This is a genomic window from Pseudomonas palleroniana (genome assembly GCF_003031675.1).
GTDB lineage: Bacteria > Pseudomonadota > Gammaproteobacteria > Pseudomonadales > Pseudomonadaceae > Aquipseudomonas > Aquipseudomonas palleroniana.
The window spans coordinates 56615-77503 of record NZ_PYWX01000070.1; the positions used below are offsets into that span (position 1 = coordinate 56615).

The window sequence follows — 20889 nt, forward strand, 5'->3', positions numbered from 1 at the left end:
GGTCGCGTTCCAGCCCAGCCGAGCTTTTCATGAAAACCAACCGACTCGCCTTAATTGCGGCACTCGCCGTGTTGTCCCAGGGGGCCATCGCGGCCACTCTTTGCCAGCCGGTCGCCACCAGCCCGAATGCCAAGGTGTTGCTGGCGGCGGCGCAACGGCACTTGGGCGACACGCCCAACCCGCTGCCCCGTGTGCATACCGAAGGGACCTTGCCCAACCAGGGTATCCGCGAGCAGAGCATCGCCGCCGAAAAGGACTGGCCGATCATGCGCCAGGCCGCGCTGGCCTGGCGCATGAGTGGCGACCCGCGCTACCTCAAGCAAGTCGATAACGACCTGGCGGCCTGGGCCGACGTGTATCAACCGGACTTCAACCCCATCGACGAAACCAACCTCGACATGCTGATCAGCGCCTACGCGCTCACCGCCGACCACCTGCGGCTGGAGACCCGCGACGCCAGCCGTCGCTTGATCCAACGCCTGGGCAACGGCTACATCGCGCAGATCCAGCAATTTCACGGCGCGAAGAAAGGCACCCAGACCAATAACTGGCAGAGCCATCGCGTCAAGCTGGTGACCGTTGCCGCCGCCGCACTGGGTGATCGGCCGATGCTGGAGCAGGCGCTGCAACTGTTTAAACAGCAGATCGCCGACAATGTCCTGCCCGATGGTTCGGTGACCGACTTCCAGGACCGCGACGCCCTGCATTACGTGGTCTACGACCTCGAACCGCTGGTGCAGGCCGCACTGGCGGCGAAACCCTACGGCATCGGCGGCGACTGGTTGAAGCTCAGCGCCAACGGCGCTTCCCTGGGGGCTGCGCTGGACTGGCTGGTGCCCTATGCCAACGGCCAGCGCAGCCACCAGGAGTTCGTGCACACCCATGTGCAATTCGACAAAGACCGCGCCAACGTCGGCGAAACCGGCTACAGCGGCACCTGGCAACCCAAGAGCAGCGCCACGCTGTTCTGGTTGGCGGCACAACTGGACAGCCGTTACCTGCCGGTGGCCAAACAATTGGCCGAGCACCCGGCGGACTGGATCAGCGCCTGCTATTTGAAGTAGACACCGCTAGACTGGCTGCGCCCACTCTTCGAAGGATCGACCATGCTTATTGTCTTCAGCGGCCTGCCCGGCACCGGCAAGACCACCATTGCCCGGGAACTGGCACGCCGGCTGGGTGCGGTTTACTTACGTATCGATGTGATCGAGCAGGCGCTGCGCGAGGCGGCCGTATTGGCCGGCGAGGTGGGGGCCAGCGGCTACCACGTGGCGAATGCGCTGGCCCTGAGCAACTTGCGCTTGGGGCTTGGGGTGGTCGCCGACTGCGTAAACCCCGTCGAAGAAAGCCGGCAAGCCTGGCGCGCCGTGGCGACGACAGCGAGCGTCGAGCTGATGAATATCCAAGTGACCTGCTCGGATCGCCAGGAACACCAACGCCGCGTGGAAACCCGCACAGGCGATATCCCAGGGCTGACGCCGCCGACCTGGCAGGCCGTTGCGGCCCACGAGTACGTCGCCTGGACCGAGCCGACGTTGACGCTCGACACCGCGAACGTCACGCCGGACCAGTCACTGGCGCTGATCCTCGAACGGCTCAGCCGGGGAAGTTAGCCCGCAACGCCTCAAGCCCGCCGCGGTAGACGCCGGCGAACAGCGCTTCAACCTGCTCATCCGTGGTGCCGGCCGCCGGAGTGAACACGCCGGACCAGGTCGCCTTAGCCGACGTGTCGGTCAAGGCTTCAACCTGCAAGGTCGCGAGGTACGCCGACACCGGGAACGGCGACTGTTCGATGGTGTAGCTGTAGGTGCGCGCCACGTTGTCGAACGTCTGCAGACGCTCGACCACTACACCGCCATCGGCCGCTTGCAGATGCCGCACACGGCCGCCTTCGCGGGTTTCGCTCTTGACGATCAAGGGCAGCCACTCGGGCAGCGCATCGAAGCCGCCGACCAATTGCCAGACTTCATCGGCCGATGCCGGTATTTCAATCACAGAAGCTGCAGTTGCCACGGGTCATACTCCATTCCAGAAAAATCAGATCGCCATGCTGTCGACGACACCACCATCGACCCGCAACGCCGCACCAGTGGTGGCCGACGACAGCGGTGAAGCAATGTACGCCACCAGGTTCGCCACTTCATCCACATTGGCTGCGCGCTGGATGATCGACGTCGGCCGGGCGTTTTGCACAAACACATCCGCTTCATCCCGGGCACTGCGTCCGGATTTGGCCGTGGCGTCCGTGAGCATCTGCTCCAGGCCATCGGTAAAGGTCGGTCCCGGCAGGATCGCGTTGACCGTCACACCGGTGCCCGCCAGGCGTTTGGCCAAACCATGGGACACCGCCAGGTTGGCACTTTTGGTCACGCCGTAGTTGATCATGTCGGCCGGGATCGCAATGCCGGACTCCGAAGACACGAAGATCACCCGGCCCCAGCCCTGCGTCACCATGCCCGGCACATAATGCCGCGCCAGGCGCACGCCGGAGATCACGTTGACCTCGTAGAAACGCGCCCACTCGCTGTCGGGCGCGTCGAAGAAGTCCACATCATTGAAGATGCCCAGGTTGTTGACCAGGATGTCGGCACGCGGCTCGGCGGCGAACAGTTTTTCTGCGCCCTCCAGGGTGCCGAGGTCGGCGACCACGCCACGCAGGTCCGCTCCCGGCACGTCCTGGCGAATGCTCGCCAGCGCCGCATCCACCTTGCCCGCCTCTCGCCCGATCACCACTACGGTGGCGCCGGACTGCGCCAGGGCGCGGCCGATGCCCAGGCCGATCCCGGCGGTGCTGCCGCTGACGATGGCGACTTTGCCACTCACATCAATATTCATCATCGAAATCCTCACGTTGAATCAACCAGTCTCAGGGTCGTCATGACCGTTGAAAAGATCCTAGACGGCAAAGATCGGACCGTCCAAGACATACTGCGACCAACTTGAGTCCTTCAAGGTCTAGCCAGCGACAAGCCCGCGCAAACGCAAGCCGAGCATGCCCAGGGCTAACAACGGTGATCGCAACAGCTTGCCACCGGGGAAGGTCATGTGCGGCACGCGACTGAACAGGTCCAGGCCCCGGCTCTGCCCGGCATGAATGCCTTCGGCCAGCAAGCGCGCGCACCAGTGGGTCACGTTGAGCCCATGCCCGGAATAGCCCTGGGCATAGAACACGTTGGGGTACTGCTGCAACCGCCCGACCTGGGGAAAGCGATTGGCGGTAATGCCGATCTTGCCGCCCCACTGGAACTCGATGGCGGTGTTGGCCAACTGCGGGAACACCTTGAGCATCTTCGGTTGCATATAGGCCGCGATGTCGGCCGGGTCGCGTCCCGAATAATGACACGCGCCCCCGAACAACAGGCGGCGGTCAGCTGAAAGGCGGTAGTAATCCAGGCCGATTTTCTGGTCGCACAGCGCAAGGTTTTGCGGGATCAGTTGCCTGGCCTGCGTTTCGCTCAACGGTTCGGTCGCGATGATGTAACTGCCCGCCGGCAACACCTTGCCGCTCAGGCACGGTTCCAGCTCCTCCAGGTGGGCATTGCACGCCAGCACCAGGTGGCCGGCGCGCACCGTGCCGCTGGCGCAACGCACCTGTACCCTGTCGCCGTGGATCAGCTCCAGCACCGGGCTGTGCTCGAAAATCCGCACCCCGAGGGCCTCGGCGACGCGGGCTTCGCCCAGCACCAGATTGAGCGGGTGCAGATGCCCGGAGCCCATGTCCACCAGGCCACCGGCATACACCGTGGAGTCCACCACCTGCGCCATCGCGTGGCGTGGCACCAAGCGCGTTTCGGGGGTGTACCCCAACTGCGCCAGGTGTTCCTGCTCACGCGTGAATGCAGCGAACTGCGCCGGGGTGTTGGCCAATTCGCAAAAGCCCCAGCGCAGGTCGCAGTCGATGCCGTGCTCACGGATCCGCTCGCCGACCAGCGCCACCGAATCGATGCCGGCGCGCTCCAGGTACGCCACGCCCTCCTCGCCGATGTACTTGGCGAACCCCGAGACATCGTGGCCGATGCCGCGAATCAACTGCCCGCCATTGCGCCCGCTGGCGCCCCAACCGATGCGCCGGGCCTCCAGCAGGATCACCGAAAGCCCGCGCTGGGCCAGCTCGATGGCGGTATTGACGCCGGTGAAGCCACCGCCGATCACACAGACATCGGCGTCAAGATCCGCGTCCAATACCGCACGCTCAGGCATGGCATTGGCCGTCGCCCGGTAATAGGAGCGGGCGTGCTCACTGGACTGCATCATTTGTTGGTCTTCACTTTGCTCCAGGCGCGGGTCATCAGGCGCATGGTCGCCGGGGTTGGCGTGGTGGAAATATAGAGTTTGTCGAGCACTGCCTGGGGCGGGTAAACCTCAGGGTTGTTCACCAGTTCCGGGGCCATGAACGGCTTGGCCGCGGGGTTGGCGTTGGCATACCCCACCGAGGCACTGACCTTGGCGATCACCTCGGGGTCCAGCAGGTAGTTGATGAAGGCGTGGGCTTCTTTGACGTTGCCGGCGTCGGCGGGAATGGCCAGCAGGTCGAACCACAGGTTGGAGCCTTCCTTGGGGATCGAATAGGCGATGTTCACCCCGTTCTTGGCTTCCTTGGCACGGTTGGCGGCCTGGAACACGTCGCCGGAATACCCGAACGCCACGCAGATGTCACCGTTGGCCAGGTCCGAGATGTACTTGGAGGAATGGAAGTAAGTGATATACGGCCGCAGTGTCAGCAGCTTGGCTTCCGCCTCCTGGTAATCCTTGGGGTTCTCGCTGCGGGGGTCCTTGCCCATGTAGTTGAGGATCGCCGGGAACAGCTCGTCCGCCGAATCGAGGAAGGCCACGCCGCACTGGTTGAGCTTCTTGATGTTTTCCGGCTCGAACAGCACCGCCCACGAGTCGATATGGTCGATGCCCAGCACCTGCTTGACCTTGTCGACGTTATAGCCGATGCCGTTGGTGCCCCACAGGTACGGCACCGAGTGCGCGTTGCCCGGGTCATTTTTCTCGAGCAGCGCGAGCAACTTGGGGTCCAGGTTCTTGAAGTTGGGCAACTGCGCACGGTCGAGCTTGAGGAACGCCCCCGCTTTCACCTGCCGCGCCAGGAAGTGGTTGGACGGCACCACCACGTCATAGCCGGTGCGCCCGGCCAGCAGTTTGCCCTCCAGGGTTTCGTTGGAGTCGAATACGTCGTAGATCACTTTTATCCCGGTCTTGGCCTGGAAATCCGCCAAGGTGGTGTCGCCGATGTAATCGGTCCAGTTGTAGACACTCACCGTTTGCGCCGCCTGGCTGGTGCTGCTGAAGGCGGCTACCAGGGCCAGCGGGAGAAGCTTTTTCACAAGACGCATATCGACACCCCTTTTTTGGTTTTTTAGACGCTCAACAACAGGAACTCACGCTCCCAGGAACTGATCACGCGCTTGAAATTCTCGTGCTCGGCGCGCTTGACCGCGACGTAGCCCCGCACGAACTTGTCGCCCAGGTAGTGCTTGACCGTGTCGCAATCCTCCATCCGCGCCAGCGCGTCTTCGAGGGTGAACGGCAAGCGCAGGTTGCGACGCTCGTAGGCACGCCCTTCAACCGGTGCACTCGGCTCGATCTGTTCGACCATGCCCAGGTAGCCGCACAGCAAGCTCGCGGCAATCGCCAGGTAAGGGTTGGCATCGGCACCGGGCAGGCGGTTTTCCACGCGCATGGCGTCGGGGCTGGAGGTGGGCACGCGCAGGCCGACGGTACGGTTTTCTTCACCCCACTCGACGTTGACCGGCGCCGAGGTGTCCGGCAAAAAGCGCCGGAACGAGTTCACGTTGGGCGCAAACATCGGCAGCAACTTGGGGATGTACTTCTGCAAGCCGCCGATGTGGTGCAGGAACAAGGCGCTCATCTTGCCGTCGCCATCGACGAACACCGGTTTGCCGGTGGCGATGTCCACCACGCTCTGGTGCAGGTGCATGGCGCTGCCCGGCTCGTCGGCCACCGGTTTGGCCATGAAGGTGGCGGCGACGTTGTGCTTGAGTGCGGCTTCACGCAGGGTGCGCTTGAACACGGTGATCTGGTCGGCCAGGTCAAGGGCGTCACCATGACGGAAGTTGATTTCCATCTGTGCCGGGCCGTCTTCGTGGATCAGCGTATCGAGGTCCAGGCCCTGGGCTTCGCACCAGTCGTAGACGTCTTCGAACAACGGGTCGAACTCGTTGGCGGCGTCGATGGAAAACGACTGGCGGCCGGTTTCGGCGCGCCCGGAGCGGCCCACCGGGGTTTTCAGCGGCAGGTCCGGGTCTTCGCAACGCTGGGTCAGGTAGAACTCCATTTCCGGCGCGACAATCGGCTGCCAGCCGCGCTCGGTGTAGAGCTGCAATACCTTCTTCAGGACGTTGCGCGGCGACAGCTCGATGGGGTTGCCCTGCTTGTCGAAGGTGTCGTGGATCACGATCGCGGTGGGCTCTATGGCCCAGGGCACCACATAGGTCGCGTTGGATACCGGCCGGCACACCATGTCGATGTCGGCCGGGTCGAGCAGGTCGTAGTAGATATCGTCGTCGACGAAGTCCCCGGTCACCGTTTGCAGCAACACACTTTCCGGCAGGCGCATGCCTCGCTCATGCAGGAACTTGTTGGTGGGCGCAATCTTGCCGCGTGCGATGCCAGTCAAATCACTGATCACGCATTCGACTTCGGTAATCTTGTGTTCTTTCAGCCAGGCGGACAGCTGATCGAAGGGGGCGTTCATAAGGACCTCGTCATGGGTGGGATACACACGCCGGCTTGTACTCTCGGCGCATTGAGGTCTATCTTGGGCCAGCCTCCAACAGGCATCTATCCACTTTGCACGAACCATAACGCACCAATAGAGTGCGCCAAGGTCATTCATGACACAGGCAACCGCTTTGCGCGTACAGGCCTTCACCACCGGTGATGTGGCCGCTCAATGCAATGCAACACCCGGCTGGGTGCAGCAGTACCAGCAGATGTCACCGGGGCACTTTGCCGGGCAGGTCCGCTACCTCGACCTGCAAGGTGTGCAGGTGTACGAAGAGTGCATGAACACTCGCGTGGAACAGCATTTCAATGCACCGCCGGGCTCGCTGGCGTTCTGTTTCGACGGCAGCGACAACGCGCTTTACATGCTCAATGGCGAAAGCCGCAACACCTGGATCACCCCGGAAAACTACCGTGAGGTGGCCGTGGTATTCGGCCCGCAGTTCGTGCAGCGCCAAGGGTTGGACGTGGCGAAGCTGGACGGTTTGTTCATGGCGCCGCTGACCTGCCGGCAAAACGCGCTCTTCACCCGCTGGCTCAGCGGCACCCTGACGCGCTTGTCCGCCGTCAGCGACCCGATCAGTCGCGACGCCCTCACCCAGCAACTGCTCGATGACTGCCTGTTCATTCTGGACAACGCCTGCGTGTGCCTGGACGACAGTTCATTGCAACGTCGCAGCGCCGAACGTCAGTTGATGGCGCGCATCGGCGCTTGGGCGGCGGATGCGCCGGATGAAACCGTGAACCTGCTGGAACTGGCGCAGATTGCGGGGGTGCCGCTGCGTCAGTTGCAGCAGGGCTTCAAGACCTACACCGGGATGAGCCCGGCGCAGTGGTTGCGCCTGCGCCGCTTGAATGGCGCACGGCGGGAGTTGTTGAACTCGCCGGGAACGACCGTGGCCCAAGTGGCAATGAACTGGTCGTTCTGGCATTTGGGGCGGTTTTCCAACAGCTACCGTGCCCTGTTCAAGGAATTGCCCAGCGAAACCCTCAAGCGTCACGGTTGAAACTGGAGCGAGCTTGCTCGCTCCTACCCTGGATGCCTCAAGGCTGTGACTTGAGAAACGCCGCCATCAACAGGTTGACCCGCTCCGCGGCCTCCAACTGCACCATATGCCCCTGCCCCGACAGGATCTCTACCCGGGCCTGCAACCCCTCGGCGTGGTTGGCCGGGATGATTGCATCGTCACTGCCCCAGATCACCAGGCTCGGTTGCCGCCCCACCACCTTGCGCAAATCCAGCGTCTGCCGCCCGCCGTCGAACAACTTGGCATTGAGCTGCCGCAACGCCTGATCCACCCCTTCCAGGCGCTTGAACTTGAGCATGTCCTCGAGCATCTGCCGCGTCACCAACGCGGGGTCGCTGAACAGCTGGGTCAATTGCGGCTTGAGCGCGTTGCGGTGGTTGGCCTCGACAAAGCCTTGCAGGTAATCACCATTGATATCCGGTCCCAGGCCGGCGCTGGCGATCAGGGTCAGTGAAGCAATACGCTCGGGCGCCTGGTCGGTCAGCGTCAGCGCGACCAACCCACCCATGGAGTGGCCCGCCAGATGCACGCGGTCCAGCGCAAGGTGATCGAGCAACGCCAACACCGCATGGCTCAACTCGTGTGCGTCCGCACTTTGCAGGTGCTTGCCCGACTCGCCATGCCCTGGCAGGTCAAGCGCGATCACGCGGCGTTCGACGGCCAATGCCGGCTGGTTGAACAGCCAGTTGTTCAGGTCACCGCCGAAGCCATGGATCAGCACCAACGGTGTGGCGCCCTCGCCCAGGTCGAGATAGCGCAGCAAACGCCCACCCAGTTCAACCTTCTGCGCGCTGGGGCCAGACGCTTGGACTTCATCCGCACTGGCGACAAACCCGGCGTTGAAGCTTTCGATCACTGCATCAATCTGCGCGTCGGTGGCCTCGCCCTCCACCACAATCCCCAGCAACGCCCCCACCGGCAACGTCTCGTCGCTCTGCGCCAGCACCCGGCGCAGTACGCCATTGAACGGCGCCTCGACGCTGCTGGAGATTTTGTCGGTCTCCACGTCGAGCACCGCCTCGCCCTTCTCCACCCGGTCCCCGGGTTGCTTGAGCCAGATGTCGATACGGCCCTCGGTCATCGACAGCCCCCACTTGGGCATGGTCAAGGTATGGATCATGCGGCGGTCCTCTTGTCGGCGATCTTCAGCACCGCGGCTTCGATCTTCGCGGCGTTGGGGATATACAGGTCTTCCAGCGCATCGGAAAACGGCACCGGCGTGTGCGGAGCGGTGACCATCTGGATGGGAGCACGCAGGCATGAAAACGCCTCCTGCGCCACCAACGCACTGATATCCGTGGCGATGGAACAACGTGGGTTGGATTCGTCGATCACCACCAGGCGCCCGGTTTTCTCGACGCTTTCCAGGATGCTGTCTGCGTCCAGCGGGCTGGTGGTGCGCAGGTCGAGCACTTCGCAATCGATGCCTTGGCGCGCCAGGTTGGCGGCGGCTTCCAGGGCGATATGCACCATGCGCCCGTACGTGACCAAGGTGACGTCCTGGCCTTCGCGCACAAAGTTGGCTTCGCCGAAAGGCACGGTGTACAGCTCTTCCGGCACTTCGCCTTGCAGGCTGTAGAGCATCTTGTGCTCGAGGAAGATCACCGGGTCGTTGTCGCGGATAGCCTGGATCAGCATGCCCTTGGCGTCATAGGGCGTGGCCGGGCACACCACCTTGAGCCCGGGAATGTGCGTCCACATCGAGGTGAGCATCTGCGAATGCTGGGCGGCGGCGCGCAGGCCGGCACCGTACATGGCACGCATCACCAACGGCGTGGTGGTCTTGCCGCCGAACATGTAGCGGAACTTGGCGGCCTGGTTGAGCAACTGGTCGAGGCAGCAGCCGATAAAGTCGACGAACATCAACTCGCATACCGGGCGCATGCCGCGGGTGGCGGCGCCCACCGCCATGCCCACGTAACCGACTTCGGACAACGGCGCGTCCAGTACGCGGTCGGGAAATTGCGGATACAGGCCCTTGGTAACTCCCAACACACCGCCCCAGGCGTCCTGCTCGCCGGGCGAGCCGGTGCCGCCGCAGACGTCCTGGCCAATGATGAAAACGCTCTGGTCGCGGCGCATTTCCTGGGCCAGGGCTTCGTTGATCGCCTGCTGATAGCTGATTTTGCGAGCCATAAAATTCTCTCCACGTAGTTGTTGTTATGAGTGGTACGCGACGTACACATCGCTGAGCAGGTCGGCGGCCTGAGGCTTGGGGTCGGACTTGGCCAGGCGCACGGCGTCGTCAATCAACTGCGCTACCTCGCGGTCGATGCGCTCCAGTTGCGCCACTTCCAACCAGCCTTCGGCGTTGCAGCGCTGACGGAACAGCGTCAGGCAATCGTGGGATTCGCGCAGGTTTTTCACTTCATCGGGGCCGCGATAGGTTTGCGCATCGCCTTCGAAATGGCCGTAGAAGCGGCTCAATTTGACTTCCACCAGGGTCGGCCCCTGGCCGCTGCGGGCACGCTCCACCGCGACGCCGAGCGCTGCATGCACCGCGAAGAAATCATTGCCATCAACGATCACCCCCGGCATGCCAAACCCTACGGCACGCTCGGCGATGTCCTTGCAGGCTACCGACCAGCCGGAACCGGTGGCCTCGGCATAGCCGTTGTTTTCGGCGACGAACAGGCAGGGCAGCCGCATGATCGCAGCCAGGTTCATCGCCTCGAATACCGCCCCCTCGTTGGAGCCACCGTCGCCAAAGAACGCCACGGCCACGCCTTGGCTACCCTTGAGTTTGGCGGCCAGCGCCGCACCGGCCGCCAACGGCGCACCGGCCCCGACGATGCCATTGGCGCCGAGCATGCCCTTCTCCTGGTCGGCGATGTGCATGGAGCCGCCCTTGCCGCCACACACGCCAGTTTTCTTGCCGTAGATCTCGGCCATCATGCCGAACACATCCACGCCCTTGGCGATGCAATGCCCGTGGCCACGGTGGTTGGAAGCAATGCAATCTTCATCGTTGAGGTGGGCCATGACCCCGGCGGCGCAGGCTTCCTGCCCGGCGTACAGGTGCACAAAGCCTGGGATCTCGCCGGTGGCGAATTCCACGTGCAGGCGTTCTTCAAAATCACGGATGGTGCGCATCACGGTGTAGGCATGCAGCAATTGATCGGTGGACAGGTGAGTGGACATCTTGTTGTTCTCCAGGTTGTCTCGACACACAAAAGGCTGGCTTCGACCAGCTACAGGCCCTTCAGCACAGCCTGTGCCAAGGCCTTGGAAAACCTCGCAAATGCCTGATCCAGAGCGGCGCCGCCAGCCTGTGCCCACGCCCCGGGCCAGCGCTGCATGAGACGCGGCAGTGCAATACGCAAGCAGCGTCTCGCGCCGGATGAGACGCTGCGTCTCACGCCGGGCATTTGGTCAGGCTGCCCTTGTCCCTCCCGGCGCATACGCGCTTAATGGCGGGCATAACAACAAAGATCGAGAACCGGAGGCCTTATGCTCGCCGCGAACTCAAGGGGGCTGACCCCCAAGGAGCATGTCGACTGCGTCAGCCGCGTGGTGCGCAATGCCGATCGCCTGCCCCAGGCGCCGGTACCGTCGGTGATCTTCGATTCCTGGCGCCGCTCCATGGAGCAATACCACCTGGACCCAGGTTCGCTGCAAGGGCCACGCATCCTCACCGAACCCTTGCTCAAGGAATGCCGCGAACGTGCCGAGCTGTTCATGCGCATCGCCAGCGAAGCCGTCGGCCAGTTGCATCACCGCGTGCGTCACGCCGACTACTGCGTGATGCTCACCGACGCTCAGGGCCAGACCATCGACCATCGCGTGGACACCACGATTCGCAGCGACTGCCGCAAGGCCGGCCTGTACCTGGGCACCTGCTGGTCGGAAGCCGAAGAAGGCACCTGCGGCGTGGCCACGGTGCTGACCAGCCAATCGGCGGTGACGGTGCATAAACGCGACCACTTCCGCGCCGCGTTTATCGGCCTGACCTGCTCCGCCGCGCCGATTTTCGATCCCCAGGGCAACCTGCTGGGCGTGATGGACGCCTCAGCCTTGCAGTCGCCGGACGACCGCCGCAGCCAGCACCTGGTGCGCCAGCTGGTGGCGCAGAGTGCGCAGGCCATCGAGAATGCCTTCTTCATGCACAGCGCTCGCCAGCACTGGGTGCTGCAAGCCCACAGCACGCCGGGTTACGTCGACAGCCAGCCTGACCTGCTGCTGGCCTGGGACCAGGACGGTCGACTACAGGCGCTCAACAGCAAAGCCCGCCAAGCCCTGCGCCGACGCTTCGGCCAGGTGCCGGCGCATATCGGCGAAGTGTTCGACCTGGAGGCGTTGCGCGCAGTCACGGATCAACATGCCCAGCAACTGCATTGGCTGGGCGAACCGGGCGCGCTGCACGTACGCGTCAATGCCCCGCGGCGCCAGCCGGTGCGCGCCGCAACGGTGGCGCAGGTGGACGCGCGCGTCGAAGAGCATTTGCGCCTGGCCGTGCGGGTCAAGGACCGCAACCTGCCGGTGCTGGTACAGGGTGAAACCGGCGCCGGCAAGGAAGTCTTTGCCCGCCAGTTGCATGCACAAAGTGCTCGCCGCAACGGGCCGTTCGTAGCGGTGAATTGCGCAGCGATTCCGGAAAACCTGATCGAGAGCGAACTGTTCGGCTACGTGGCCGGGGCATTTACCGGCGCCTCCAGCAAGGGTATGCCGGGGCTGCTGGTACAAGCCGATGGCGGCACGCTGTTCCTCGACGAAATCGGCGATATGCCGCTGGCGCTGCAAACGCGCCTGCTGCGGGTGATGGCCGAAGGCGAAGTGGCGCCGTTGGGCGCGGCAAAGACGCGCCGCGTGGATATCCAGGTGATCTGCGCCAGCCACCGCGACTTGGCGGAATTGGTCAGCCAAGGGCGCTTTCGCGAAGACCTGTACTTTCGCCTCGGTTGTGCGCGCTTCTGCCTGCCGCCATTGCGCGAGCGTACCGACAAGCTGGCGTTGATCAACCGACTGCTGGAACAGCAAGCGCGCAACAGCGGCGTGACGCTGGGTCTCAGCGAGGCGGCACTCCAGGCGTTGCTCGGTTATGCCTGGCCGGGCAACGTGCGGCAATTGCAGCATGTGCTGGCGTATGCCTGTGCGGTGTGCGAAGGCGATACCCTGCAATTGGCGAATTTGCCGATTGAGGTGCGCGGGGAACAGGTTGAGGCACGGGTGCAACAGAGTGTCAGCCCGGAACGCCAGGTCGTGCTGGACGCGCTGATTCGACATCGCTGGAAGCCGTTGCCGACGGCGCAGGCACTCGGGATTTCGCGGGCGACGCTGTATCGCCGGGTCAACCGGTTGGGCATCGACATGCCCGGCAAGCAATGATCTGACGCGAACAGCCCGCGCCCGCAAAAAAGTCTTCCGTGACTGATATTTGGGCTTGCCCGCTGCCGCATTGCCCCCTAGCTTATGCGCCCCCTCCCCGCGCTTTAAGGCCCTGCCCCATGGTTTTGCGTTTTCGTCCCGTCGCTCCTTCACATTTTGCCCTCGGCCTGCTGCTCAGCGGCGGCATCGGCAACAGCCTGGCGGCTGAAATAGAGCTGCCGGCGGTGAAGGTCCAGGGCCAGGAAGCCTCCGGCTACCGCAGCGACACAGCCTCGGTCGGCGGCTTCACTGAAACGCCATTGCTGGACACCCCGGCCTCGATCACAGTCATCAACGCCGCCATGCTCAAGGACCAACAGGCCCGCTTGCTCAGCGAAGTGCTGCGCAACGACGCCGCAGTGGGTGACAGCTATGCGCCCATTGGCTATTACGAAAACTTTGTGGTGCGCGGCTTTTCGCTGAATGCCGCGAGCAGCTACAAGATCAACGGGCGCACCATCACCGGCGAGCAGAACGTCGCCCTGGAAAACAAGCAGCAGGTGGAAGTGCTCAAGGGGCTGGCCGGCTTGCAGAGTGGCATCTCCGAGCCCGGCGGTGTGATCAACTATGTGACCAAGCGCCCGGAGGATGTGCGTTCGGTCAGCGTTTCCAGCGACGATCGTGGCAGTGGTTATGTCGCCACCGACGTCGGTGGCTGGTTCGGCAGCGAACAGCAATTTGGGCTGCGCGCCAACGTGGCCCATGAAGACCTGCACAGCTATGTGGAGCATGCCAATGGCCAGCGTGATTTCGTGTCCCTGGCGTTCGACTGGAATATCAGCCCCGATGCCGTGCTGCAACTGGATGCGGAATACCAGAACAAGCAGCAGCGTTCGGTGCCGGGCTATCAGTTGCTCGGCGGCAGCGAAGTGCCCCACGACGCGTCGCCGAAAAAACTGCTCGGCCATCAAACCGGCGGCCGCCAGGTCGGTATCGATTCGTTGAACCTCAACGGCAAGTTCGAGTACCGCTTCAGCGATCAGTGGACAGGCTCCGTCAGCGCGGCACGCAGCAAGGTGGTGATTGACGATTACAGCTCGTTTGCCTGGGGCGGCGACACGACGGGCCTGGGCAACTATTTTTCTGCGCAAGGCGATTACGGCATCTACGACTACCGCAGCCCCGACGACACCCGCCGCGATGACGAAGTGCAAGCGGCCATGACCGGGCTGTTCGACACCGCGGGCCTGGGCCATGAGCTGACCTTCGGCACCAGCGCGTTCCGCCGGGTGATCGACAAGCGCAAACCGGTCAACGAGTACATCGGCAGCGGCAATATCAACGAAGATGCGCCGAGTTTCCCAGCCACCGACGTCCCGTTGAACGACAGCCACCGTAACCTCGACAGCCGCCAGTACGGCCTGTTCTTCACCGACCGCATTCGTTTCAACGAGCAATGGCAGACGATTCTCGGCGGACGTGAAGTGCGCCTGGATGAACAAGCCTTCGACAGCGATGGCAACCCGGCGCGTCATACCCAGCAGTCTGTGTTTCTACCTCAGGCGTCGTTGATCTATAAACCGATTGAAAACCTCTCGCTGTACACCAGCTACAGCAAGGGCCTGTCCCTGGGCGGGAGCGCGCCGTGGTTCGCAACCAATGCCGATGAAACCCTGGCCCCGACCACCTCGCGGCAAATCGAAGCCGGTGTGAAATACGACTGGCGCCGTATCAGCTTCGCCGCCGCCGTGTTCCAGACGCGCCAGGCCTATCAGTACGCCAAACCCGAAAATGGCCAGTTCACTTACGTGCAACAAGGCCGGCAGCAGAACACCGGGCTGGAATTGTCAGCCAACGGATGGGCCACTGAGCGCCTGCAAATCGCCACCAGCGTGGCGGCGATCCGTGCCCGGGTGAACGGCAGCGGCACGCCGGCTTACGAAGGCCATCAAGCGATCAACGTGCCCAAGCTGCGCGCCAGTGTGTACGCCGACTATGCCTTGCCGTGGGTCAACGGCCTGGCGGTACTCGGCGGCGTGCAATACAGCGCCAAGAAGTACGCCAATCGCAGCGGCAATGTGGAGGTGGGGGATTATGCGGTGGTCAATGTGGGCAGCCGCTACACCACCCGGCTCGACGGCTATGAAACGGTGTTTCGCCTGAGCGTCGACAACCTGTTCGACAAGCGCTACTGGCGCGACGCGGGCGAGTACCTGGGCGATGACTACCTGTTCCAGGGGGCGCCCTTGACGGCGCGCCTGAGTGCCTCGGTCAATTTCTGATTACTTGGGCATCTTGCGAAAGCCCACCGCCAGGCGGTTCCAGCTGTTGATCGTACTGATCGCCACGCTCAGGTCGACCTGCTCCTGTGGGCTGAACTCAGCCGCCAGTGCGCTGTAGTCGGCGTCGGCGGCGTGGGTCTGGCTGATCAGGGTCAGGCTTTCGGCCCAGGCCAGGGCGGCACGCTCACGGGGGGTGAAGAAGGGTGTTTCGCGCCAGGCCGACACGGTGTACAGGCGGCGCTCGGTTTCACCGCCCTTGCGCGCATCGGCGGTGTGCATGTCGAGGCAGAAGGCGCAGCCGTTGATCTGCGACACGCGCAGGCGCACCAGCTCCAGCAACGGCAGTTCAATGGACAGCTTGCCAACGGCGGCTTCCAGGGCAAGCATGGCTTTCATGGCATCTGGGGACGCGGTGTAGAAATCGGTACGGGCCTGCATGGTGATACTCCGGGAACGGTGGGAACGCTGAGCAGATTAGTCAGCGCGGCGTCCCGGAGAAATAGCCAATTCGGGCGAAGAACAGGTGACCAATCTACAGGCCACGGTTGCGCAGCCACTGCAGGAACCCGGTCTTTACCGGCGCGACCGGTGTGGCTTGAGTCAAGGTCTGGGCCGCGTGCAGGCGGAAGTCGAGCAAGGCTTTCATGGCCTCGCTGATGTCATGCCGCGCATCCAGGCAAGGCTTGAGGTATTCCTTCTCGACGCGGTACAGGGTGCAGTAGGTCTTGGCCAGGAAGTCTGCCGGCACGCCTTGGTCGGACAGAATCCCCGCCTCGCCAATCACCTCGCCCGGCCCCATGCGCCCGGCTTCGAATTTGCGCCCATCCTTGGTCAGCATGACCGAGACCACACCGGAGGCGACGATGAACAAGTGGTCGCTGACCTCTCCCGCCGGCAAGATCATCTCGCCGCTACGAAACGATTGCAGGACCATGTTCTGGCTGAAGGTGTCCTTTTCTTCCTGACGCAGGGTGGAGAAAATCGGCGAGCGCTCCAGCAGTGCCCGCGCCCCGGACACCAAGCTTGGCGCGCTGCTTTCGGTGGCGGACAACAGGCTGACGCCCGCAGCCTGCAGATGACGGAATGCCAGGTCATAGAGTTGGTTGCGCACATCGCGCTTGAGGCCCATGGCCGGCACGAAACCACTGATCTCATATTCGACGCCGCCACTGCCCGAAGACTTGAATGCCACGCTCGGGGCCGGCGTGGCCAGCAACGGCCGGCACCCGAGCATCGCCCGTTCCAATGCCTCGATCACAGTTTGCGGGCGCGCGTGGGGGCTCACTTGCAGGCTGACTGCCAGCCCGAACATGTCCGCCGGGCGTGAGAAGTTGATGATCTTGGCTTTGGCCGCCAAGGAGTTGGGAATCACCGCCAGGCTGCCCTGGGAGGTTTGCAGGCGCGTGGCGCGCCAGTCGATATCCGTGACGCGGCCTTCGGTGCCGTCGATGGAAATCCAGTCATCGAGTTGATACGGCTTGGTGGTGTTGAGCACGATCCCGGAAAATACGTCGCTCAAGGTGCTCTGCAGCGCCAGGCCGACGATGATCGCCACCGCGCCGGAGGTGGCGAGCACCCCCTTGACCGGCAGGTCGAGCACATAGGCCATGGCCGCGATGATCGCGATCAGGAAAATCACCGCGCCCATCAGGTCCTGCAACAGCCGCCCGGTGTGACCGACCCGCTGCATCATCACGGTGCCGAGCAACACCGTGAGGGTGCGCGCCGCGAACAGCCACCAGCCGATCTGCAGGGCCGTGGCGGCCAGGTGCAAGGTGGTGTCGTCGGCATAGGGCGCCAGTTGCATGGGGTTCATGCCGTCGTTGAACAGCACGGCACTGAAAACCGCGAAGATCACCAACCGCGCCGCCAGCTTCCAACTGGCCAGGTTGACGGAAATCAGCCGCCACACGGCAATGTCGATAAAGATCAGCGCCAACGCGCAGAGCATGGGGTGTTCAGCGATAAATGTGGGCATCCAGGCGACTCCAGGGCGAATGCGCAGAAGATCGCATGAAATAGACAGATCAGGTATAGCGCCAAGCAAAATGTGGGAGCGGGCTTGTTGTGATGAAGGAGCTTGCTGTGGCGAGCAAGCTCCCCAGCCACAACAAGCCCGCTCCCACAAGGGGGTTGCGACAACCCTTGGCTTCACATCCGCCCAAACTTGCCCGACTGGAAGTCAACAAACGCCTGGTGTATTTCCTGCTCGGTGTTCATCACGAACGGACCGTGGCCGACGATGGGTTCGTCGATCGGCTCGCCGCTGAGCAGCAGCACCTTGGCGTCGTCGTTGGCCTCCAGGGTGAGCTGGCTGCCATCGCGCTCGAACAAGGCCAACTGGCCTTGGCGTGCGACTTCCTCACCGTTGACCAGCACCGTGCCGCGCAGGATCACCAACGCGGTGTTGCGCCCGGCATGCAGGTCCAGCGTCAGCGCTTTACCGGCGTTGAGGCGCAGGTCCCACACGTCAATCGGCGTAAAGGTGCGCGCCGGGCCCTGGGTGCCGGCGAACTCACCGGCAATCAGGCGCAGTTGCCCGGCGCCGTCAGCCAACGGCAGCAGCGGAATGTCGCCATCGACGATGGTCTGGTAGCCCGCGTCGGCCATTTTGTCCTTGGCCGGCAAGTTGACCCACAGTTGCACCATCTCCAGTGCCCCGCCGCTGCGGGCAAAGGCTTCGGAGTGGAACTCCTCGTGGAGGATGCCTTTGGCCGCCGTCATCCACTGCACATCGCCAGGGCCGATTTTGCCGCCGGCCCCCGTGGAATCGCGGTGCTCGACTTCGCCGTCGTAGACGATGGTCACGGTTTCAAAGCCACGATGAGGGTGCTGTCCGACGCCACGACGTTGCTCGGTGGGGGTGAAATCGGCAGGGCCTGCGTGGTCCAGCAACAGGAATGGGCTGATGTGCTTGCCCATGGTGTCGTAGGAAAACAGCGTACGCACCGGGAAGCCGTCGCCGACCCAGTGGGCGCGGGGGCTGGTGTAGATACCGATTAGTTTCTTCATGGTGTACCTCCAAAGTGCATACACCTTAAATCCGATACCAATTGAGCGCTAGATAGCAGCCACAGCTCTTACTGTCCCACAGGTGAGACAATCAACCGCTTATGGCTAGGCAGCCGCCAGCGCCGGCCGGCGCTCACGCAACAGGTGAAACGCGAAGAATGCCGCCACCGCAAAACTGGCCTCGAGCATGATCATGGGCACGGCGCTGCCATCGCGCAGTTGGCTCAATAACAAGCCGCTGCAGGTTGCGCCGAACATCTGGGAAAAGCCCATCAAGCCGGCGGCCAGGCCGGCGCGGTGGGCATTGGGCATCACCCCACCGGTGACCGAGCCTGGCAGCACCAGCCCACCACCGAGAGTGACCAGCGCAATCGGCAGGTCCAAGCCGACGACCGAGAGGCCGAACACTGCGTAGATCAATACGGCCGACAGGCCGCCCACAGCCACCAGCGTCACGCCCATCGCCACAATCCGTTGCGCGCCCAGGCGCAGGATATTGCGCCGGGTGTAGGTGGAACCGAGGATCAGCATCGACACGATCAGGCCGAAGTTGATGCCGTATTCAAGGCTGCTGAAACCCAACAGGTTGATAAACACCGCCGAGGAGCCGGCAATCACCGCAAACATGGCGCCATAGGTACAGGCCAGCGCGACGGCGTAGGCGCGGTATTGGCGGCTTTTGAGTAAATCCAGGTATTGCCCGCCCAGCGTGCGCCAATGACCGGCCTTGGGATCGAGGGATTGGTTGCTCTCGCGGAAAAACAGCAGCGCCAGCAGCAACACCGCGCCACCGATGAGCAACGAGAGGACGATAGGCGCGCGCCAACCGAAGAGTTTGATCAGCAGGCCGCCGATCATCGGTGCGACCACAATGGCGTAGAGCATGCCGATCATGGTCAACGCCAGGGCCGGGCCCGCCTCGGCTTTCCAGACATCGCGCACTACCGTGCGCGCCAACACCAGCGCGGCGCAGGCGCCCAGCCCCTGCGCGACCCGGGCGGCAATCAATTGGTGGATGTCGCTGACCAACAGCATCGACAGCGTGGCCAGCACATACAGGACCGAGCCGCCGATCAGTACGGGACGGCGACCTATGCGGTCCGACAGCGGGCCAAACAGCAGTTGCCCAAGGCCAAACGCCGCGACAAATGCCGACATCGCCATCAATGCCGAACCGGGCGGCGCCGCCAGCGCCTGCTCGATAGAGCCCAGGCCCGGGATGATCAATTGGGTCGAGACTTCACCCAGTGCCGTCAGGGCAACCAATAAAAACAACAAACTGCGTGAGGGTGTCGGGGCGTTTGCCATGGGGATGATCCGGGGCTGGATTAATTTATATTTCGACCATAATATGAGCAAAAAATTATGTCCATAATTTTCTGCTCGATCCCCCTGGAGCCCATCATGAACCCTCTAGCCCTGCGTCTTCTCACCCCCCTGGCCTTGCTGAGCGTCCTCGCCGGTTGCAACAGCAAGGCCGATACCGCCGCCGAAGTGCCCCTGCCCCGCCCGGTATTGGCGGCCAAGGTCGAGGCCGCCGGCACCCAGCAAAGCGCCTACACCGGCGTGGTGGCGGCCCGTACCGAAAGCGACCTGGGCTTCCGGGTGGGCGGCAAGGTCATTGAACGCAAGGTCGACCCCGGCCAGCATGTCTCGCGTGGCGATACGCTGCTGGTATTGGATATCGGCGATTTCGAACTGGCCCTGCGCTCAGCGAAAAACCGCGTCAACGCCGCCCAGGCGCAGTTGCGCCAACGCCGTGACGACGAAAACCGCTACCAGCGCCTGGCCAGTACCGGCGCCGTGTCGCGGCAGATTTTCGACCAGTCGGCGACCAACCTGCGCGTCGCCGAAGCCGAGTTGGCTGCGGCGCAGTCGGATGCCAGCCAGATCGAAAACCGGCGCACCTACTCGGTACTCAAGGCCGACGGTGACGGCATCATCACCGACGTGCGCGTGGATCGCGGCCAAGTGGTCGCCGAAGGGCAAATCGTCGCGCGGCTGGCCCACGATGGCGCCCGTGAAGCCATCGTCAACCTGCCGGAAACCCAGCGCGACCAAGCTTCGCAAAAAGCCTTGGCGTTCCCCTTCGGCGCCCCGGAACAAGCCCTCACGGCCACCCTGCGGGAGTTGTCCGCCAGTGCCGATCCGGTCACCCGCACCTACCGCGCCCGCTTCGTGCTGCATGGCGGCGTCGAGCGTTTCGCCCTCGGTTCCACCATCACCGTGCGCCTGCAAGGCAGCGGCCAGGCCCAGCAAACCCGCGTGCCCATCGGCGCGCTGCTGGACGCCGGGCATGGCAGCGGCGTGTGGGTGATCGGTGATAACGACAAGGTCCGCTTCGCCCCGGTGCAAGTCGCCAGCCTCGGCCAGGAAGACGCCCTGCTCGACAGCGGCGTGAACCCCGGGCAAATCATCGTCGCCCTCGGTGCGCACCTGTTGCACGAGGGTGACGCGGTGCGCTTGCTGCCGGCCCAAACCGTGGCCCTCAACCGTCAGCAGGACCATTGAAT

The 20889-nt window shown here is 63.4% G+C and carries 18 protein-coding genes; 6 read left to right on the forward strand and 12 right to left on the reverse strand.

The window, feature by feature from the left end:
• Positions 1–29 precede the first annotated feature (29 nt).
• Entirely contained in the window at positions 30–1064 is a 1035-nt protein-coding gene (locus C9383_RS24380; protein WP_090370409.1) for an alginate lyase family protein, read from the forward strand.
• A gap of 42 nt (positions 1065–1106) precedes the next feature.
• The gene (locus tag C9383_RS24385) at positions 1107–1613 is read left to right on the forward strand and encodes a P-loop nucleotide/nucleoside kinase family protein (RefSeq protein WP_090370408.1); all 507 of its coding nucleotides are present in this window, start codon (positions 1107–1109) and stop codon (positions 1611–1613) included.
• Here C9383_RS24385 and C9383_RS24390 read toward each other — a convergent pair.
• The 5 genes from C9383_RS24390 to C9383_RS24410 form a co-directional block, all read right to left on the reverse strand.
• Positions 1597–2013: an SRPBCC family protein gene (locus C9383_RS24390; protein WP_090370405.1), complete on the reverse strand. Its 417-nt coding sequence runs from the start codon at positions 2011–2013 to the stop codon at positions 1597–1599. The two genes, C9383_RS24385 and C9383_RS24390, sit on opposite strands and share 17 nt — an antisense overlap.
• A 24-nt stretch (positions 2014–2037) precedes the next feature.
• Positions 2038–2835 carry an SDR family NAD(P)-dependent oxidoreductase gene (locus tag C9383_RS24395; protein WP_090370403.1) on the reverse strand — a complete coding sequence of 266 codons (798 nt, stop codon included), beginning with the start codon at positions 2833–2835 and terminating at the stop codon, positions 2038–2040.
• 120 nt (positions 2836–2955) lie between these two features.
• Positions 2956–4254, reverse strand: coding sequence for an NAD(P)/FAD-dependent oxidoreductase (locus C9383_RS24400; RefSeq protein WP_090370401.1), 1299 nt, complete (start codon positions 4252–4254; stop codon positions 2956–2958).
• Complete coding sequence (locus tag C9383_RS24405) at positions 4251–5339, reverse strand: polyamine ABC transporter substrate-binding protein (protein ID WP_090370399.1); 1089 nt, start codon at positions 5337–5339, stop codon at positions 4251–4253. Before C9383_RS24405 ends, C9383_RS24400 begins: the two co-directional genes overlap by 4 nt.
• 23 nt (positions 5340–5362) lie before the next feature.
• The gene (locus C9383_RS24410) at positions 5363–6721 is read right to left on the reverse strand and encodes a glutamine synthetase family protein (protein ID WP_090370397.1); all 1359 of its coding nucleotides are present in this window, start codon (positions 6719–6721) and stop codon (positions 5363–5365) included.
• 139 nt (positions 6722–6860) lie between these two features.
• Here C9383_RS24410 and C9383_RS24415 point away from each other — a divergent pair, with 139 nt between their 5' ends.
• On the forward strand, positions 6861–7757 hold the full coding sequence (locus tag C9383_RS24415; RefSeq protein WP_090370395.1) for a helix-turn-helix domain-containing protein: 897 nt from the start codon (positions 6861–6863) through the stop codon (positions 7755–7757).
• A 37-nt stretch (positions 7758–7794) separates the two neighbouring features.
• Here C9383_RS24415 and C9383_RS24420 read toward each other — a convergent pair whose 3' ends face one another.
• From C9383_RS24420 to C9383_RS24430, 3 genes are read right to left on the reverse strand one after another with little or no spacing between them, the layout of a single operon-like run.
• Positions 7795–8898: an acetoin dehydrogenase dihydrolipoyllysine-residue acetyltransferase subunit gene (locus C9383_RS24420; RefSeq protein WP_090370393.1), complete on the reverse strand. Its 1104-nt coding sequence runs from the start codon at positions 8896–8898 to the stop codon at positions 7795–7797.
• Positions 8895–9914, reverse strand: a complete 1020-nt coding sequence (locus C9383_RS24425; RefSeq protein WP_060752461.1) for an alpha-ketoacid dehydrogenase subunit beta — start codon at positions 9912–9914, stop codon at positions 8895–8897. Before C9383_RS24425 ends, C9383_RS24420 begins: the two co-directional genes overlap by 4 nt.
• Before the next feature lie 24 nt (positions 9915–9938).
• Positions 9939–10919, reverse strand: coding sequence for a thiamine pyrophosphate-dependent dehydrogenase E1 component subunit alpha (locus C9383_RS24430; protein ID WP_060752460.1), 981 nt, complete (start codon positions 10917–10919; stop codon positions 9939–9941).
• Between the two features lie 309 nt (positions 10920–11228).
• Here C9383_RS24430 and C9383_RS24435 point away from each other — a divergent pair, with 309 nt between their 5' ends.
• The gene (locus C9383_RS24435; RefSeq protein ID WP_090370391.1) at positions 11229–13103 is read left to right on the forward strand and encodes a sigma-54-dependent Fis family transcriptional regulator; all 1875 of its coding nucleotides are present in this window, start codon (positions 11229–11231) and stop codon (positions 13101–13103) included.
• 119 nt (positions 13104–13222) lie between these two features.
• Positions 13223–15364, forward strand: coding sequence for a TonB-dependent siderophore receptor (locus C9383_RS24440; protein WP_090370389.1), 2142 nt, complete (start codon positions 13223–13225; stop codon positions 15362–15364).
• Here C9383_RS24440 and C9383_RS24445 read toward each other — a convergent pair whose 3' ends face one another.
• The 4 genes from C9383_RS24445 to C9383_RS24460 form a co-directional block, all read right to left on the reverse strand.
• Entirely contained in the window at positions 15365–15802 is a 438-nt protein-coding gene (locus C9383_RS24445; RefSeq protein WP_090370387.1) for a carboxymuconolactone decarboxylase family protein, read from the reverse strand. It abuts the gene before it with no gap.
• Positions 15803–15896: 94 nt separating this feature from the next.
• Entirely contained in the window at positions 15897–17342 is a 1446-nt protein-coding gene (locus C9383_RS24450) for a mechanosensitive ion channel domain-containing protein (RefSeq protein WP_060752456.1), read from the reverse strand.
• A 173-nt stretch (positions 17343–17515) separates the two neighbouring features.
• Positions 17516–18376 carry a pirin family protein gene (locus tag C9383_RS24455; RefSeq protein ID WP_060752455.1) on the reverse strand — a complete coding sequence of 287 codons (861 nt, stop codon included), beginning with the start codon at positions 18374–18376 and terminating at the stop codon, positions 17516–17518.
• Between the two features lie 105 nt (positions 18377–18481).
• Positions 18482–19684 (reverse strand): multidrug effflux MFS transporter, encoded by a 1203-nt coding sequence (locus C9383_RS24460; protein WP_090370384.1) that lies wholly within the window; start codon positions 19682–19684, stop codon positions 18482–18484.
• Between the two features lie 96 nt (positions 19685–19780).
• Between C9383_RS24460 and C9383_RS24465 the strand changes: the two genes are divergently transcribed.
• Positions 19781–20887: an efflux RND transporter periplasmic adaptor subunit gene (locus C9383_RS24465; RefSeq protein ID WP_090370382.1), complete on the forward strand. Its 1107-nt coding sequence runs from the start codon at positions 19781–19783 to the stop codon at positions 20885–20887.
• Positions 20888–20889: the final 2 nt, after the last annotated feature.

Excerpts from the sequence above, each read along its gene's own strand:
- C9383_RS24430 (WP_060752460.1), bottom strand. The coding sequence starts at position 10,919 with ATGTCCACTCACCTGTCCACCGATCAATTGCTGCATGCCTACACCGTG.
- C9383_RS24455 (WP_060752455.1), bottom strand. The coding sequence starts at position 18,376 with ATGAAGAAACTAATCGGTATCTACACCAGCCCCCGCGCCCACTGGGTC.
- C9383_RS24425 (WP_060752461.1), bottom strand. The coding sequence starts at position 9,914 with ATGGCTCGCAAAATCAGCTATCAGCAGGCGATCAACGAAGCCCTGGCC.
- C9383_RS24410 (WP_090370397.1), bottom strand. The coding sequence starts at position 6,721 with ATGAACGCCCCCTTCGATCAGCTGTCCGCCTGGCTGAAAGAACACAAG.
- C9383_RS24435 (WP_090370391.1), top strand. The coding sequence starts at position 11,229 with ATGCTCGCCGCGAACTCAAGGGGGCTGACCCCCAAGGAGCATGTCGAC.
- C9383_RS24460 (WP_090370384.1), bottom strand. The coding sequence starts at position 19,684 with ATGGCAAACGCCCCGACACCCTCACGCAGTTTGTTGTTTTTATTGGTT.
- C9383_RS24415 (WP_090370395.1), top strand. The coding sequence starts at position 6,861 with ATGACACAGGCAACCGCTTTGCGCGTACAGGCCTTCACCACCGGTGAT.
- C9383_RS24380 (WP_090370409.1), top strand. The coding sequence starts at position 30 with ATGAAAACCAACCGACTCGCCTTAATTGCGGCACTCGCCGTGTTGTCC.
- C9383_RS24420 (WP_090370393.1), bottom strand. The coding sequence starts at position 8,898 with ATGATCCATACCTTGACCATGCCCAAGTGGGGGCTGTCGATGACCGAG.
- C9383_RS24395 (WP_090370403.1), bottom strand. The coding sequence starts at position 2,835 with ATGAATATTGATGTGAGTGGCAAAGTCGCCATCGTCAGCGGCAGCACC.
- C9383_RS24400 (WP_090370401.1), bottom strand. The coding sequence starts at position 4,254 with ATGATGCAGTCCAGTGAGCACGCCCGCTCCTATTACCGGGCGACGGCC.
- C9383_RS24385 (WP_090370408.1), top strand. The coding sequence starts at position 1,107 with ATGCTTATTGTCTTCAGCGGCCTGCCCGGCACCGGCAAGACCACCATT.
- C9383_RS24440 (WP_090370389.1), top strand. The coding sequence starts at position 13,223 with ATGGTTTTGCGTTTTCGTCCCGTCGCTCCTTCACATTTTGCCCTCGGC.
- C9383_RS24405 (WP_090370399.1), bottom strand. The coding sequence starts at position 5,339 with ATGCGTCTTGTGAAAAAGCTTCTCCCGCTGGCCCTGGTAGCCGCCTTC.
- C9383_RS24465 (WP_090370382.1), top strand. The coding sequence starts at position 19,781 with ATGAACCCTCTAGCCCTGCGTCTTCTCACCCCCCTGGCCTTGCTGAGC.
- C9383_RS24445 (WP_090370387.1), bottom strand. The coding sequence starts at position 15,802 with ATGCAGGCCCGTACCGATTTCTACACCGCGTCCCCAGATGCCATGAAA.
- C9383_RS24450 (WP_060752456.1), bottom strand. The coding sequence starts at position 17,342 with ATGCCCACATTTATCGCTGAACACCCCATGCTCTGCGCGTTGGCGCTG.